The following is a 15,293-nucleotide window of genomic DNA, read 5'->3' as shown; positions in this document are numbered from 1 at the left end:
CTCGTCAGCTTCATGGCAAACTAGCTGCCGAGTTGAGTTTGGCCTGTGGAGGGCACTTTGGACAAAATTTTCGTTGATGAGGCAGTCAGTGAGCTGCATACCATTCAGGATATGCTGCGCTGGACGGTCAGCCGCTTCGCGGCGGCGGATATCTGGTACGGCCACGGCACCGACAACCCCTGGGACGAAGCCGTTCAGCTGGTGCTGCCTACAATCTATCTGCCGCTGGATATTCCGGAAGATATGCGTACCGCGCGTCTGACCTCCAGCGAGCGTCACCGCATCGTCGAGCGGGTGATTAAACGTATCAACGAGCGCCTTCCCGTCGCCTATCTCACCAACAAAGCCTGGTTCTGCGGCCATGAGTTCTATGTGGACGAGCGCGTACTGGTGCCGCGTTCGCCGGTAGGCGAGCTGATCAACGAACGCTTTGCTGGCGTTATCGCGCATGAGCCGAAACATATCCTGGATATGTGCACCGGCAGCGGCTGTATCGCTATCGCCTGCGCTTACGCCTTCCCGGAAGCGGAAGTCGATGCCGTAGATATCTCTACGGATGCGCTGGCCGTAGCAGAACAAAACATAGCCGCACACGGCATGGAACATAACGTCACGCCAATCCGCGCCGACCTGTTCCGCGAGCTGCCGAAAACGCCTTACGATCTTATCGTCACCAATCCGCCTTATGTGGATGAAGAAGATATGGACGATCTGCCCGACGAATATCGCCACGAGCCGGCGCTAGGCCTGGCAGCGGGCCGCGATGGTCTGAAGCTGGCGCGCCGCATTTTAGCCTGCGCACCGGACTACCTGAGCGAAGAGGGCGTGCTGGTGTGCGAAGTAGGCAACAGCATGGTGCATATGATGGAACAGTATCCCGACGTGCCTTTTACCTGGCTGGAGTTCGCCAACGGCGGCGACGGCGTATTTATGCTGACCCGTCAGCAGATTGTCGACGCGCAGCACCATTTCAGCATTTATAAAGATTAAGCCCGGGTCAGAACAGATGAGAACCCTGAGCGCGGCCAGGGTTCAGCATGGCAGGTAAATAGCCGCTTAAAGAACAATCCAGGAGTTTTAATGGCTGGTAACACTATTGGACAGCTCTTCCGCGTCACAACCTTTGGTGAATCTCACGGACTGGCGTTGGGCTGTATTATTGACGGCGTGCCGCCCGGTATTCCGCTAACGGAAGCGGATCTGCAGCACGATTTGGATCGCCGCCGTCCCGGCACCTCGCGCTACACCACCCAGCGCCGCGAACCGGATCAGGTGAAAATTCTCTCCGGCGTATTTGAAGGCGTGACCACCGGCACCAGCATCGGCCTACTGATTGAAAACACCGACCAGCGCTCACAAGATTACGGCGCGATCAAAGATCTGTTCCGTCCCGGCCATGCAGATTATACCTACGAGCAAAAATATGGCCTGCGCGACTATCGCGGCGGCGGGCGTTCATCCGCACGCGAAACCGCAATGCGTGTGGCGGCTGGCGCTATCGCCAAGAAATATCTAGCCCTGAAGCACGGCGTGAAAGTGCGCGGCTATCTGGCGCAGATCGGCGACGTGGCCTGCGAGCTGAAAGACTGGGATCAGGTCGAGAAAAATCCTTTCTTCTGCCCGGATCCGTCTAAAATTGAGGCGCTGGACGAGCTGATGCGTGCGCTCAAGAAAGAAGGCGATTCCATCGGCGCGAAAGTCTCGGTAATGGCGGAAAACGTGCCGGTAGGTTTGGGCGAGCCGGTCTTCGACCGTCTGGATGCCGATCTGGCGCATGCGCTAATGAGTATCAACGCGGTAAAAGGCGTGGAAATCGGCGACGGCTTTGCTGTAGTCACCCAGCGTGGCAGCGAACACCGCGATGAGATCCGCGCGGAAGGCTTCCAGAGCAACCATGCTGGCGGCATTCTGGGCGGCATCAGCAGCGGACAGCCGATTCTGGCAACGCTGGCGATGAAGCCAACCTCCAGCATCACGGTGCCGGGCAAAACCATCACCCGCACAGGCGAAGAGGCAGAGATGATCACCAAAGGCCGTCACGATCCTTGTGTAGGGATCCGCGCCGTGCCGATCGCGGAAGCGATGATGGCGATCGTGCTGATGGATCATTTACTGCGTCATCGCGGCCAGAACGCGGACGTGCAGACGGTAATCCCACGCTGGTAATCATCATGAAAAAGACGCTGTTCGCGCTGTGCGGCCTGCTGCTCAGCGCTTCTACCCTGGCGGCCACGCCCTGGCAGTCGATTCAGCAGCCGATAAGCGGTTCGCCGCAGTCGATAGGCTCTTTTGCCAACGGCTGCATCGTTGGCGCGCAGCCGCTGCCGCTTAACGATCCCACTTATCAGGTAATGCGCCAGGATCAGCGTCGTTTTTATGGTCATCCCGACCTGATCCTGTTTATTCAGCGTCTTGGCGCGCAGGTGCATAACCTACAGCTGGGCGAGGTACTGATCGGCGATATGGGCATGGCGGCGGGCGGTCGCTTCAGCAGCGGCCACGCCAGTCATCAGACCGGGCTGGATGTGGATATCTGGCTGCAGCTGCCGAAAGCGCGCTGGAGCTCGCAAATGCTGCTGAAGCCGCAGCCGCTGGATTTGGTGACGGCAAACGGCAAAGACGTGGTGGCTCGGCACTGGCAGCCGGAAATCGACAGCCTGATTAAACTGGCAGCGAAAGATGACGATGTTACGCGCATCTTCGTCAATCCGGCGATTAAAAAACAGCTTTGTGCGGATGCGGGCAGTGACCGCGACTGGCTACGCAAGGTGCGTCCATGGTTTGGTCACCGCGCGCATATGCACGTCCGTCTGCGCTGTCCGGTAGGCAGCATGGAGTGCCAGGACCAGCCAGCCCCGCCGCCGGGCGACGGCTGCGGCGCAGAGCTGCAAAGCTGGTTCGAGCCGCCAAAACCGTCCGGCGCACCGGTAAAACGCGAGCCGCCGCCGTTGCCTGCCTCCTGCCAGGCGCTGCTGGATAAACATCTGCTTTAGGAAAAGAAAATGGAATGGTTTGCCGTCAGTCCGCTGCTGCTTGGCGTGCTGTTTTGTATTGCCGTGCTGGCCGCTTTTATCGACTCTATTGCCGGCGGCGGCGGGCTGCTGACTGTTCCAGCGCTGCTGGCAGCCGGGCTTTCTCCGGCTCAGGCGCTGGCGACGAATAAATTGCAGTCGGTAGGCGGCTCTTTCTCCGCCAGCCTCTACTTTATCCGGCGCAAGGCGGTAGATCTTAAGGCCCAGCGACTGAATATCCTGATGGCCTTTATCGGGTCAATTATCGGCGCGGTGCTGATCCAGCATATTCAACCGGGCCTGCTGCGTCAGGTGCTGCCGCTGCTGATTATCTCTATCGGTCTCTATTTTTTACTGATGCCTAAGATCGGCGAAGAAGATCGCCATCGTCGCCTGCACGGCCTGCCGTTTGCGCTGGTGGCGGGTGGCTGCGTTGGCTTCTATGATGGTTTTTTCGGGCCGGGCGCAGGCTCCTTTTATGCGCTGGCCTTTGTCACGCTCTGCGGCTTTAACCTGGCGAAATCCACCGCGCATGCCAAGGTGCTGAACTTCACCTCCAATCTCGGTGGCCTGCTGTTTTTTATCTTCGGCGGTAAAGTAGTGTGGGGCACTGGACTGGTCATGCTGATCGGCGCCATCTGCGGCGCGCGGCTGGGCGCCAGGCTGGTACTGAGCCGTGGCCAGCAGTTAATCCGGCCAATGGTGGTTACCGTTTCCATTGTCATGAGCGCGAAGCTGCTTTATGACAGCCACGGCGCGGAAATCGCTGCCTGGTTCCGCCATTTAGCGGGCTAAGTTTTTATCCTGACGCGTCGTAAGACGTGAATTTTGCAGAAGAGAACAATGCGTACTCACGACTATCCGCAGCTGATTGAGATTTTCGACCGCTGCTTTTTTGCCGATTATCAGACGCGCCTGGTAAAGGGCGATGATGAACCCATTTATCTGCCTGCCGATGATGAAGTGCCTTATCACCGTATCGTCTTCGCTCACGGTTACTATGCCAGCGCGCTGCATGAAATTTCGCACTGGTGTATTGCTGGCGCGGAGCGGCGCAAGCTGGTGGATTTCGGCTACTGGTATTGTCCCGACGGCCGCGATGCCATGACGCAAAGCCAGTTCGAAGCGGTGGAAGTTAAGCCGCAGGCGCTGGAATGGATGTTTTGTATGGCGGCGGGCTTTCCCTTCAACGTAAGTTGTGACAATCTCAATGGCGATTTTGAGCCGGACCGCATCGCGTTCCAGCGCAAGGTACACGCGCAGGTAATGGCTCATCTGGAAAAGGGAATTCCGTCACGGCCAGCCCGTTTTATCGCCGAACTGGGTCGCTACTACTCAACCCCGCCGCTGACCGCAGCGCAGTTTCCCTGGCCGGAAGATCTCTGACCAGCATGGTAAATAAGGAATTGTATGATTGATGAATTTGAAGCGCGTATCCTGGCCCTGATTGACAATATGGTGGAAAGCGCCAGCGACGATGAGCTGTTTGCCAGCGGCTATCTGCGCGGCCATCTGACCCTGGCCGTGGCGGAAATCGAGCAGTCGGGCGAGCACACGCCGGAAGCGCTGCAAATCCAGGTGCTGAACAGCCTTGAAAACGCCATCCACGCCGGCGAGCTTTCTCCGCGCGATCAGGCATTGGTGCTGGGCATGTGGGACAATCTGTTCCTGCAGGCGCGCCATCCTTCCTGAGTTCTTAAGGCGGCCTTGCGCCGCCTGAATCTTAGCCTGCCGCTTTTACCGCTTTGCCTTTTAGCAACTTTCTGACCCAGTAGCGATTCGGATGGGTGGCCGCCAGCGTCTGGCGATCCAGCGGTATCGGCTCGCCGCACAGCTCTGCCGCCAGCGCTTCTGCTGCCAGCGGGCCGCTGCATAATCCTCTTGAACCCAGCGCGCCCAGCACGAACAGGCCGCGATAAACCGGCGCGGGTGCGGCATCGGCTTTGTTCTGCGCCAAATCCGCGTACTGCTCCAGCGTTTGCTGATAGTCCGGCAGTGGGCCAAGCATTGGCAGGTGATCGCGGGTAGCGCAGCGCACGCCGTTACGGGCGCTGCCTGCGCTGACGTCAACTTCCTGCGGCCATTTAGCCTGCGGCAGACAGCGGATTAAACGCTCGCGGTTTTCCTGCTGATCTTCTTCCCGATAAGCGGTAGAACTGTCGGCGCGATGATAGCTGGCGCCAATGCAGTGATGCTGATTACGCGGGTTAACCGGCGTCAGATAGCCATCATAGCACAGCACCTGTTTTAGCTGGCCCAGCATCGGCGCGGTAGGGATATGGCTGACCTGGCCGCCAACGGCATAGGCAGGCAGTTTTTCGCTTTGCGACAGGGCGGTCAGCTGATGGCCAGTCGCCAATACCACATTGCGATGCGTCTGCGCGGGTTTATCGGTGAAATCGAGTCGCCAGCCTTCCGGGATAGCAGAGAGCTCCGCCAGCGCATGATGCCAATGTACGATTAGCCCTTGCTGTTGTGCCAGTGCAAACAGGGCGGGCGTTAGCTGCCCCGGAGAGAGCCAGCCGCCAGCCGGATAGGCGATGCCGCCGCAGCCGGTTTCCACGCCGCACAGCGCTTCGGCTTCCTGCCGGGTGACAGGGCGGGCTATCTCTTCTGGCAGCCGCATTGTCAGCATTTTGGCGATTTTATCCGCGCTTTTCTCATCCCAGCCTAGCTGGGTTACGCCGCACCACTCATGGTCGAACGCTACCGACAGGCTATCGTAAACCCGGCGGGCGAAGGTAAAAGCGGCAGGAAAAAAGCGGGCCAGCGCCGGATCGTGATGGTTCAGCAGCGGATAAAGCGCGCCCTGGCGATTGCCGGATGCGCCCTGAGCCGGTTCGCCGTCGGCGCTATAAAGCGTGACCTTTTTGCCGCGCCGCAGCAGCGCCAGCGCCAGCAGCGCGCTGGCTATCCCGCCGCCGATCAGCGCGATATCCTCGCCTTCCGCCGCCGGACGGTGATACCAGGGCGCTGTGGCTGGCGTCTCGATCGCTTTTTCCAGCACGCCCGTGAGCATTTCCCGCTTGGGCCCGAAGCCTTTGCGCTTGCTAAGGGTAAAGCCCGCCTCTTGCAGACCCCGGCGTACAAAACCAGCCGAGGTAAAAGTCGCCAGCGTACCGCCGGGACGGGCCATTTTTGCCATGCAGGCGAACAGCTGCGGCGTCCACATATCGGGGTTTTTCGACGGCGCAAAGCCATCCAGAAACCAGGCATCGACCTGCTGATTAAGGCTCTCGTCAAAAGCGGGGATCAGTTCATTGATATCGCCAAACCAGAGATCCAGCGTAACGCGCCCGCCATCCAGCAGCAGCCGGTGGCAGCCGGGCAGGGCGGCGGGCCACTGTTCACGCAGCGCGCGCGCGTAGTCTGCCAGTTCCGGCCAGCTTTGGTGCGCGCTGGCAAGATCCTCTATGCTCAGCGGGTATTTTTCGCAGCTAATAAAGTGCAGGCGTTGCAGACACGCCTGCGGCGCCCCGGCGCGAAAACGAGCAAAAGCCTGCCAGAGCGTTAAAAAATTCAGGCCGGTGCCGAAACCGGTTTCCGCCGTGATAAACAGCCCGCGAGGATGCTGCGCGAAACGCTCGGGCAACCCGTTGCCGCCGAGAAACACATAGCGGGTTTCTTCCAGGCCGTTTTCATTGGAAAAATAGACGTCGCCAAAGGTTCGGGATACAGGTGTACCCTGTTCATTCCAGCTTAGTTCTGCATGCTCAATCGGGGCGCTGTTCACGGCAAAAGCTCTGTTATCTTGTGGTGTTGCGATTGTAATCTTCGGGGCGCGCCCACGCAAATTTACAAAAGTTAAGCGCTGGTTGGACTTGTTCGGCTTACAACTGTACGCTAAAGTGCGTGTCGAATCCTAATATAAGTAGTTAACGAGGTATTGAATGAAACGTGCAGTGATTACTGGCCTGGGTATCGTTTCCAGCATTGGTAATAACCAACAGGAAGTCCTTGCATCTCTGCGTGAAGGGCGTTCCGGCATTACCTTCTCTCAGGAGCTGAAAGATTCCGGCATGCGTAGTCACGTCTGGGGCAACGTCAAACTGAATAAAGACGAAATCTCCAGCCTCATCGATCGCAAAACCCTGCGTTTTATGAGCGATGCGTCCATTTATGCCTATATTTCCATGCTGGAAGCGGTGAAAGATTCCGGTCTGACCGTTGACCAGTACCAGAACAACCCGCGTGTAGGCCTGGTAGCCGGTTCTGGCGGCGGCTCGCCGATCAACCAGGTAGCCAGCGTCGACGGCATGCGCGCTAAAGGCCTGCGCGGCGTTGGCCCTTATATGGTGACCAAGGCGATGGCTTCTGGCGTTTCCGCCTGCCTCGCGACCCCGTTCAAAATTCACGGCGTTAACTACTCCATCAGCTCCGCATGTGCTACCTCTGCGCACTGTATCGGCAACGCTGTAGAACAGATCCAGCTGGGCAAGCAGGATGTCGTTTTTGCTGGCGGCGGCGAAGAGCTGTGCTGGGAAATGTCCTGCGAGTTCGACGCCATGGGCGCGCTCTCCACTAAATACAACGAGACGCCGGAAAAAGCATCCCGTACCTATGACAGCAGCCGTGACGGTTTTGTTATCGCGGGCGGCGGCGGCATGATCGTGGTGGAAGAGCTGGAGCACGCGCTGGCACGTGGCGCGCACATCTACGCAGAAGTGGTAGGCTACGGCGCTACCTCGGACGGCGCGGATATGGTGGCACCATCAGGCGAAGGCGCAATGCGCTGTATGCGCCTGGCGATGGAAGGAGTGGATACCCCAATCGACTACCTGAACACCCACGGCACCTCTACGCCGGTTGGCGATGTGAAAGAGCTGGGCGCGATCCGCGAAGTGTTTGGCGACAATACGCCAGCTATGTCCGCAACCAAGGCGATGACCGGCCACTCTCTGGGCGCAGCAGGCGTGCAGGAAGCCATCTACTCGCTGCTGATGCTGGAACACGGCTTTATCGCGCCAAGCATCAACATCGACGAGCTGGATCCGGCGGCAGAAGGTCTGAATATCGTGACCAAACCAACCGAGCAGCAGCTGACTACCGTAATGTCTAACAGCTTCGGTTTCGGCGGCACTAACGCCACGCTGGTAATGCGCAAGCTGTAATCGCCTCAGCGATGCAGAAAAAGGATGCTCGCAAGGGCATCCTTTTTTTATTGGCCGCTGTCGCGACACTTTACACAAAGGTGGGAAGGAAGCAGCGCGTCTTTAATATCCTGCTGTTTTTACTCTGCTAAACACAGTTTTTATCCCGGTAAATAATCCCGCAACCTTCTTCGGTTATACTCCTGTGTTCGGCGCTATTCGCCACCTTATTCTTTGTTATTAAGAAATTTTACGCCATGCTTGAGGCCCGTGTTTTGATCCTGTAAAAACGCCCCTTAAGTTATCACCAGGAGATACGGGATTCTATGTCTTCCTCTGCTCATCAACAGGGTTCCCGGGCGCTGGGTTCCATCTCTTTCGCCATATTTCTAACCTATCTGACCGCAGGTATGGCGCTGCCGGTTATCCCGCTGTTTGTTCATCAGGAACTTGGATTAAACAACGTGATGGTCGGCGTGGCGGTCGGCATACAGTTCTTTGCTACCTTACTGACGCGCGGCTATGCCGGAAAGCTGGCTGACCAGCGCGGCGCAAAACGCACCACGCTCCAGGGAATGCTGGCCTGTATGCTGGTTGGCATAGCTTATCTGCTGGCGGCAGCGCTGCCGGTGTCAGTGATAACTAAATTTGCGCTGTTGGCATTGGGGCGGCTGCTGCTGGGTTTTGGCGAAAGCCAGCTGCTGACCGGCAACCTGACCTGGGGAATGGGACTGGTTGGCCCAAAGCGCTCCGGCCAGGTGATGTCCTGGAACGGCATGGCTATCTATGGCGCGCTGGCAGCAGGCGCGCCGCTGGGACTGCTGTTGTACCATCGCTGGGGATTTACAGCGCTGGGTATTGCCACCGTTATACTGCCCGTTTTCGCGCTTCTGTTTAATTTTTGGGTTAAAACTGTGCCAACACTCGGCGGCGAACGGCCTTCACTATGGAAAGTGGTTGGGCAGATCCTCTCGCCAGGCTTTGCGCTGGCCCTTCAGGGAACGGGTTTTGCCGTGATCGGCACTTTTACCACGCTTTACTTCGCCAGCCAGCACTGGAACAACGCCGGTTTTGCGCTAACTGCATTCGGCATGGCTTTTGTGCTGGTGCGCCTGTTTTTTGGCTGGATGCCGGATCGTCTGGGCGGCGCGCGCGTGGCGCTGGTCTCGCTGGCGATTGAAGCTAGCGGACTGCTGCTGCTGGGACTGGCAAGCAACGGCTGGCTGGCGCTGGCGGGCGCGGCGCTGACCGGCTGCGGCTGTTCGCTGATTTTCCCGGCGTTGGGCGTAGAGGTAGTCAAACGCGTTGCGCCGCAGGTTCGCGGTACCGCGCTGGGTGGGTTCTCCGCTTTTCAGGATATTGCTTACGGTGCCAGCGGCCCGCTAACCGGCGTGCTGGCTACCTCGCTGGGTTACGGCTCCGTTTATCTGGCTGGCGCGCTTTGCGCGGCGATCGGGATTGCCGTCACCTGTGCCAGCCGCTTTAGAGGCGGCGCTGCGAGCCATGCTGATTATCAGGGTTAAATACGTTAATCTGACACAACCTGATTAATCGTATAGCTATTTTTTATGAAAAACCGCCTGACAATCAAGGATATCGCCCGGCTCAGCGGCGTGGGAAAATCAACCGTATCGCGCGTGCTGAACGGCGAGCAGGGCGTCAGTGAGAAAACCCGCGAGCGGGTGGAGGCCGTTATCCATCAGCAGAGGTTTACGCCTTCGAGATCGGCCCGCGCCATGCGCGAGAAAAGCGACAGAGTAGTTGGCATTATCGTTTCGCGCCTGGATTCGCCAGCGGAAAACCGGGCGGTCAGAGCTATGCTGCCGCTGTTTTACCAGCAGGGGTTCGATCCCATTGTAATGGAAAGCCAGTTCGATCCCGCCCTGGTTCAGGGACATCTGCATATGCTGGCGCAGCGCTATGTGGACGGCGTGATTTTATTTGGCTTTAACGGCCTGACGGCGGAAATGCTCAGCGCCTGGCAGGAAAAAATGGTGGTAATGGTGCGTCACTACGCCGGTTTTTCTTCGGTATGTTACGACGATGAGGGCGCGGTTAATCTGCTGCTGGACAAACTCTACCAGCTCGGCCATCGCCACATCAGCTACCTGGGCGTCACGCAAAGCGACGAAACCACGGGCGCCTGCCGCTATCAGGCCTATCTCGCTGGCTGCCGACGATTACAGCTTAGCCCGCGCAGTGAATTAGGGGAGCTGACTTACCAGTATGGTTTTGAGCGCGCTGCCAGCGTGCTGACGCCGGAAACGACCGCGCTGGTTTGCGCTTCGGATAGCATTGCGCTTGGCGCCAACAAATTCTTACAGCAGCAGCGGCTCGAACACGTGCAGGTAGGCGCAATCGGCAACACGCAGCTGGCTGGTTTTCTGTTTCCAAAAACCTTGTCGGTTGAGTTCGGCTATGTCGAAGCGGGTTTGCAGGCGGCCAGGCAGCTGCTTGCTCAGCTGAACGAGGGGGCAGACAGGCAGAGCTTTATTATTCCCTGCAAGTTTCTCTGAATCTTATTTGTCAGTTTTCACTCTTTTTTTGTGATCTCGTTTTAAAAATGGGAACGTTCCCTTTTTTGCGGAAATTAATTACCGCTACACTCGGGTTGTGAAAATATCACTGCGTCTCTGGGTTTGTTCATTATGAGTTAAATGATCTTATTTGTTGTTTGAGTGTTAATTAAATATTTATTTTAAAATAACGGATGTCAAAAAAATACACCTTCAAATATTTAATATTACATATTTGGGTGTTTGTTTTTATTTTTAACAAAAGGGATTACCCGTGGAAAAGATAAAGCAAAATATCGACCGCCTGATCGAGCTGGTGGGCGGGCGCGCTAATATTGCCGCCGTCAGTCATTGTATTACCCGATTACGTTTCGTGCTTAATGATGCCGCGCTGGCTCAGCCCGGGATGATTGAAAACCTGCCTATGGTTAAAGGCTGTTTTACCAACGCTGGTCAGTTTCAGGTAGTTATCGGTACGGAAGTCAGCAACTATTACCAGGCGCTTATGGCCGCAACGGGGATGAGCGAAACAGACAAGGAACAGGTTAAAGTCGCGGCGCGGCAAAATATGAAATGGTCGGAAAAGGCCTTTTCTCACCTGGCGGAAATATTCTTCCCGCTGCTGCCCGCTTTAATTTGCGGCGGTTTAATTCTGGGCTTTCGCAATATTATCGGCGACGTGCCTTTTTCTGATGGAAAAACGCTGGCGCAGCAGTATGCAGCCTTACAAACTCTTTACGATTTTCTTTGGCTGACCGGCGAGGCGATATTTATGTTTTTGCCGGTAGCTGTCTGCTGGTCAACGGTAAATAAAATGGGCGGCACGCCGGTATTAGGCATAGTGCTGGGCGTTACCCTGGTTTCTCCGCAGCTGATGAACTCCTATCTGTTGGGACAGCAGCTGCCGGAAGTCTGGAACTTCGGCTGGTTCGCCATAGAAAAAGTCGGCTATCAGGCGCAGGTTATTCCTTCAGTACTGGCCGGTATGGCGCTGGCCTGGATTGAACTGCGTCTGAAAAAATGGGTACCGGATTATCTCTGGCTGGTGGTGGTGCCGGTAACGACCATTTTGCTGAGCGTTTTCCTGGCGCATGCGCTTATCGGGCCTTTCGGCAGGCTAATCGGTGACGGCGTTGCCTGGGTCGTTAAAGCCATGATGACCGGCAGCTTTGCCCCGATAGGCGCCGCGCTGTTCGGCTTTCTTTATGCTCCGCTGGTGGTCACCGGCATCCATCAGACCACGCTGGCAATCGATTTGCAGATGATCAACAGCATGGGCAGCACGCCGCTCTGGCCGCTGATTGCGCTTTCCAATATCGCTCAGGCTTCTGCGGTGACCGGCATCATTATTATTAGCCGCAAGCTTAACGAGCGTGAAATCTCCGTGCCCGCTGCAATCTCCGCCTATTTAGGCGTCACCGAACCCGCAATGTACGGCATCAACCTGAAGTATCGCTTCCCCATGCTGTGCGCCATGAGCGGTTCCGCGCTGGCTGGCCTGCTGTGCGGCCTGACCGGCGTGCTGGCCAACAGTATCGGCGTCGGCGGCCTGCCGGGCATTTTATCCATTCAGCCGCAGTTCTGGTTGATTTTCCTGGCGGCAATGCTGGTGGCGATGCTGGTGCCGCTGCTGCTGACTCTGCTGGTTTACCGCTACAAAGCCAGGCGCGGCGAGCTGCCTGTTTAATCAATTTTATAAGGGATTAGCGTTATGAGTAACGAGCTTGCCTGGTGGCAACATGGTGTTATCTATCAAATTTACCCTAAAAGCTTTCAGGACAGCAGCGGCAGCGGCAGCGGCGACCTTAAAGGCATTATCTCGCGGCTGGACTACCTGCAAAAACTTGGCGTGGATGCGCTCTGGCTGACGCCGATTTATGCTTCGCCGCAGGTCGATAACGGCTATGACGTGGCCGACTACTACGCCATCGATCCTGCCTACGGCACCATGGAGGATTTTGAACATCTGGTCGCCGAGGCGCACCGGCGCGGTATCCGTATTGTTATGGATATGGTGTTTAACCATACCTCTACCGAGCATGCCTGGTTTCAGGCGGCGCAAAATCCCGATAGTCCATACCGGCAGTTTTATATCTGGCATGATGGCAAAGAGGGCAGCCCGCCGAACAACTGGCGCTCTAAGTTCGGTGGCCCGGCCTGGCAGTGGCATCAGGCCAGCGGGCAATACTATCTGCATCTGTTCGCCGTAGAGCAGGCCGATCTCAACTGGGAATATCCGCCGGTGCGCGAGGCGCTGAAGCAGGTTTGCCGCTTCTGGGCAGAAAAAGGCGTAGACGGCCTGCGTCTGGATGTCATTAACCTGGTTTCCCGGCATCCCGATCTGCCGGACGATGAGCAGGGCGATGGCCGACGCTTCTACACCGATGGCCCGCTGATCCATGACTATATGCGGGAAATGAGCCGGGAAGTGTTTCAGCCGCTCAGGCTGATGACCGTGGGCGAAATGTCCTCTACCACGCTGGAAAATTGTCGGCAGTATGCGGCCTGCGACGGCAGCGAACTCTCCATGACTTTTAACTTCCATCACCTGAAGGTCGACTATCCCGGCGGGGAAAAATGGACGCTGGCCGCGCCGGATTTCGTTGAGCTGAAGCGCATTTTCAGCCACTGGCAGCGCGGCATGCATAACCATGCCTGGAACGCGCTGTTCTGGTGCAACCACGATCAGCCGCGCATTGTTTCCCGCTTCGGCGACGAGGGAGCGCTACGTGTGCCCGCGGCGAAAATGCTGGCGATGGTGCTGCACGGTATGCAGGGCACGCCTTATATCTACCAGGGCGAAGAGATTGGCATGACCAATCCGGGGTTCAGCCGCATTGAGCAATACCGCGACGTCGAAAGCCTGAACATGTTTGAGGAGCTGCGGGCCGCAGGCAAAAGCGAAGCCGAGCTGCTCGCTATCCTCGCCAGCAAATCCCGCGATAACAGCCGTACGCCGATGCAGTGGAGCGCGGCAGCCAATGCGGGCTTCACCTCAGGCGAGCCCTGGCTGAGCTGTGCGGAAAATTATCCTGCCATCAACGTCGATCGGGCGCTGGCCGATCCCGATTCCGTTTTTTACACCTATCAGCGCCTTATCGCGCTGCGCAAAAAGCATCCGCTGCTGACATTCGGCGATTATGAAGATCTCGATCCGCAGCATCCGCAGCTGTGGATCTACCTACGGCGCTGGCAGGGTCAGCGGCTTTTAGTGGTCGCCAATCTGGGCCGTGAACCGTTGCTTTGGCAGGGCGTACCGGCGCAGGAAGGCTGGCACTGCCTGATCGGCAACTATGCCGATGCGCCAGCACAGCCCCATCCCCATCAACTACGACCCTTTGAGGCCGTATGGTGGCTGAAGGAATAGCGTTAACAATTTTTATAAAGGGAATAATTACATGAAAAACAACAGCAAACCTCTGAACAAAATAGTCGTTGCCGCTGCGGTAGCCGCTGCGTTTTCCACTCCGGCCATGGCGGTCGATTTCCATGGCTATGCCCGCTCGGGGATCGGCTGGACCGGTAGCGGCGGTGAGCAGCAGTGTTTTCAGGCCACGGGCGCGCAGAGCAAATATCGCCTGGGCAATGAGTGTGAAACCTACGCGGAGCTGAAGCTGGGTCACGAGGCCTGGAAAGAGGGCGATAAAAGTTTCTACTTTGATACCACGCTGGCCTATGCCGTTTCACAGCGTTCAGATTTCGAAGCGGTGTCGCCGGGCTTTCGCGAAGTTAATATCACCGGCGTCAATCTGATCGATGCGCTGCCGGGTTCAACACTCTGGGCCGGTAAGCGCTTCTACCAGCGGCACGATGTGCATATGATCGACTTCTACTACTGGGATATTTCCGGGCCGGGCGCCGGGCTGGAAAATATCGATCTGGGCTTCGGCAAAGCCTCTCTTGCCGTGACTCGCAACAGCGAGGCGGGCGGAACCCAGGGTTATCTGGATACCAGCCGCGAGGAACGTCCGACCATCAACGATGTCTTTGACGTGCGCCTGGCGGGTTTGCAGACTAACCCGGGCGGCAGCCTGGAGCTGGGCGTGGATTACGGCCGTGCTAATGTGCAGGAAGGTTACCGACTGGCAGAGAATGCCAGCCGCGCGGGCTGGATGGTGACTGCCAGTCATACGCAAGAGCTGCCAGGCGGCAATAATAAATTCGTGGTGCAGTACGCGACGGATTCAATGACCTCGCTGGGCAACGGCCGCAACGAGGGCGCGTCGGTTAATAATAATGGCCAACTTTTCCGCGTGCTGGATCACGGTGCAATTGATTTCAACGATCGCTGGGGAATGATGTACGTAGCTATGTATCAGAACATCGACCGCGATAATAAAAATGGTACGCAGTGGTATACCGCTGGCGTGCGCCCAATGTACAAATGGACGCCGATTATGAGTAGCTGGCTGGAGGCCGGTTACGACAACGTTAAGTCACAGCGCACCGGTGAGCGCAACAGCCAGTATAAAATCACTCTGGCTCAGCAGTGGCAGGCGGGCGAGGGCATCTGGGCGCGTCCGGCGCTGCGGCTGTTCGCCTCCTGGGCTAAGTGGAATGAAAAGTGGGGCTACGATACGGCGGGAACGGCCTATAGCGATACCAGCCTGCACACTTTTAGCCGCGGCAGCGACAGTGAAGTCACCTTCGGCGGCCAGATGGAAATCTGGTGGTAA

Annotated in this window: 13 protein-coding genes; 12 read left to right on the top strand and 1 reads right to left on the bottom strand. The window is 57.2% G+C overall.

Features of this window, described 5'->3' with window-relative positions; genetic code table 11:
- Positions 1-57: 57 nt before the first annotated feature.
- From prmB to ACETPC_RS05925, 6 genes are all read left to right on the top strand, one after another.
- A complete protein-coding gene (gene prmB / locus ACETPC_RS05950; protein ID WP_380179537.1) occupies positions 58-990 on the top strand; it encodes a 50S ribosomal protein L3 N(5)-glutamine methyltransferase in 933 nt (310 codons plus the stop codon).
- 90 nt (positions 991-1,080) lie between these two features.
- On the top strand, positions 1,081-2,166 hold the full coding sequence (gene aroC, locus ACETPC_RS05945) for a chorismate synthase (protein ID WP_380179535.1): 1,086 nt from the start codon (positions 1,081-1,083) through the stop codon (positions 2,164-2,166).
- A gap of 5 nt (positions 2,167-2,171) precedes the next feature.
- Positions 2,172-2,993, top strand: coding sequence for a penicillin-insensitive murein endopeptidase (gene mepA, locus ACETPC_RS05940; RefSeq protein WP_380179533.1), 822 nt, complete (start codon positions 2,172-2,174; stop codon positions 2,991-2,993).
- A 9-nt stretch (positions 2,994-3,002) separates the two neighbouring features.
- Positions 3,003-3,806: a sulfite exporter TauE/SafE family protein gene (locus ACETPC_RS05935; RefSeq protein ID WP_380179531.1), complete on the top strand. Its 804-nt coding sequence runs from the start codon at positions 3,003-3,005 to the stop codon at positions 3,804-3,806.
- A 48-nt stretch (positions 3,807-3,854) separates the two neighbouring features.
- Positions 3,855-4,397 carry an elongation factor P hydroxylase gene (locus ACETPC_RS05930; protein ID WP_380179529.1) on the top strand — a complete coding sequence of 181 codons (543 nt, stop codon included), beginning with the start codon at positions 3,855-3,857 and terminating at the stop codon, positions 4,395-4,397.
- Between the two features lie 24 nt (positions 4,398-4,421).
- On the top strand, positions 4,422-4,703 hold the full coding sequence (locus ACETPC_RS05925) for a YfcL family protein (RefSeq protein WP_336139120.1): 282 nt from the start codon (positions 4,422-4,424) through the stop codon (positions 4,701-4,703).
- Between the two features lie 31 nt (positions 4,704-4,734).
- On the opposite strand, the gene mnmC is transcribed toward ACETPC_RS05925, so the two are convergent.
- On the bottom strand, positions 4,735-6,744 hold the full coding sequence (gene mnmC, locus ACETPC_RS05920) for a bifunctional tRNA (5-methylaminomethyl-2-thiouridine)(34)-methyltransferase MnmD/FAD-dependent 5-carboxymethylaminomethyl-2-thiouridine(34) oxidoreductase MnmC (RefSeq protein WP_380179527.1): 2,010 nt from the start codon (positions 6,742-6,744) through the stop codon (positions 4,735-4,737).
- Between the two features lie 157 nt (positions 6,745-6,901).
- Here mnmC and fabB point away from each other — a divergent pair, with 157 nt between their 5' ends.
- The 6 genes from fabB to ACETPC_RS05890 all read left to right on the top strand — a co-directional run bounded on the left by fabB (position 6,902) and on the right by ACETPC_RS05890 (position 15,293).
- Positions 6,902-8,122, top strand: a complete 1,221-nt coding sequence (gene fabB / locus ACETPC_RS05915) for a beta-ketoacyl-ACP synthase I (protein WP_380179525.1) — start codon at positions 6,902-6,904, stop codon at positions 8,120-8,122.
- A 305-nt stretch (positions 8,123-8,427) separates the two neighbouring features.
- A complete protein-coding gene (locus tag ACETPC_RS05910) occupies positions 8,428-9,624 on the top strand; it encodes an MFS transporter (RefSeq protein WP_380179523.1) in 1,197 nt (398 codons plus the stop codon).
- Positions 9,625-9,669: 45 nt separating this feature from the next.
- Positions 9,670-10,617 carry a trehalose operon repressor TreR gene (treR, locus tag ACETPC_RS05905; protein ID WP_380179522.1) on the top strand — a complete coding sequence of 316 codons (948 nt, stop codon included), beginning with the start codon at positions 9,670-9,672 and terminating at the stop codon, positions 10,615-10,617.
- A 274-nt stretch (positions 10,618-10,891) separates the two neighbouring features.
- Entirely contained in the window at positions 10,892-12,304 is a 1,413-nt protein-coding gene (gene treB, locus ACETPC_RS05900; RefSeq protein ID WP_380179520.1) for a PTS trehalose transporter subunit IIBC, read from the top strand.
- A gap of 24 nt (positions 12,305-12,328) precedes the next feature.
- Complete coding sequence (gene treC / locus ACETPC_RS05895) at positions 12,329-13,984, top strand: alpha,alpha-phosphotrehalase (protein ID WP_380179518.1); 1,656 nt, start codon at positions 12,329-12,331, stop codon at positions 13,982-13,984.
- A gap of 31 nt (positions 13,985-14,015) precedes the next feature.
- Positions 14,016-15,293, top strand: a complete 1,278-nt coding sequence (locus ACETPC_RS05890) for a maltoporin (protein ID WP_380179516.1) — start codon at positions 14,016-14,018, stop codon at positions 15,291-15,293.

Source organism: Pantoea sp. sgz302252, assembly GCF_042610525.1.
In the GTDB taxonomy this organism is placed as follows: Bacteria; Pseudomonadota; Gammaproteobacteria; order Enterobacterales; family Enterobacteriaceae; genus Erwinia.
The sequence above is the reverse complement of the archived record's forward strand: the minus strand, read 5'-3'. Positions and strand labels throughout refer to the sequence as shown.

Excerpts from the sequence above, each read along its gene's own strand:
- ACETPC_RS05890 (WP_380179516.1), top strand. The coding sequence starts at position 14,016 with ATGAAAAACAACAGCAAACCTCTGAACAAAATAGTCGTTGCCGCTGCG.
- ACETPC_RS05910 (WP_380179523.1), top strand. The coding sequence starts at position 8,428 with ATGTCTTCCTCTGCTCATCAACAGGGTTCCCGGGCGCTGGGTTCCATC.
- treC (WP_380179518.1), top strand. The coding sequence starts at position 12,329 with ATGAGTAACGAGCTTGCCTGGTGGCAACATGGTGTTATCTATCAAATT.
- ACETPC_RS05935 (WP_380179531.1), top strand. The coding sequence starts at position 3,003 with ATGGAATGGTTTGCCGTCAGTCCGCTGCTGCTTGGCGTGCTGTTTTGT.
- aroC (WP_380179535.1), top strand. The coding sequence starts at position 1,081 with ATGGCTGGTAACACTATTGGACAGCTCTTCCGCGTCACAACCTTTGGT.
- ACETPC_RS05925 (WP_336139120.1), top strand. The coding sequence starts at position 4,422 with ATGATTGATGAATTTGAAGCGCGTATCCTGGCCCTGATTGACAATATG.
- mepA (WP_380179533.1), top strand. The coding sequence starts at position 2,172 with ATGAAAAAGACGCTGTTCGCGCTGTGCGGCCTGCTGCTCAGCGCTTCT.
- fabB (WP_380179525.1), top strand. The coding sequence starts at position 6,902 with ATGAAACGTGCAGTGATTACTGGCCTGGGTATCGTTTCCAGCATTGGT.
- treR (WP_380179522.1), top strand. The coding sequence starts at position 9,670 with ATGAAAAACCGCCTGACAATCAAGGATATCGCCCGGCTCAGCGGCGTG.
- ACETPC_RS05930 (WP_380179529.1), top strand. The coding sequence starts at position 3,855 with ATGCGTACTCACGACTATCCGCAGCTGATTGAGATTTTCGACCGCTGC.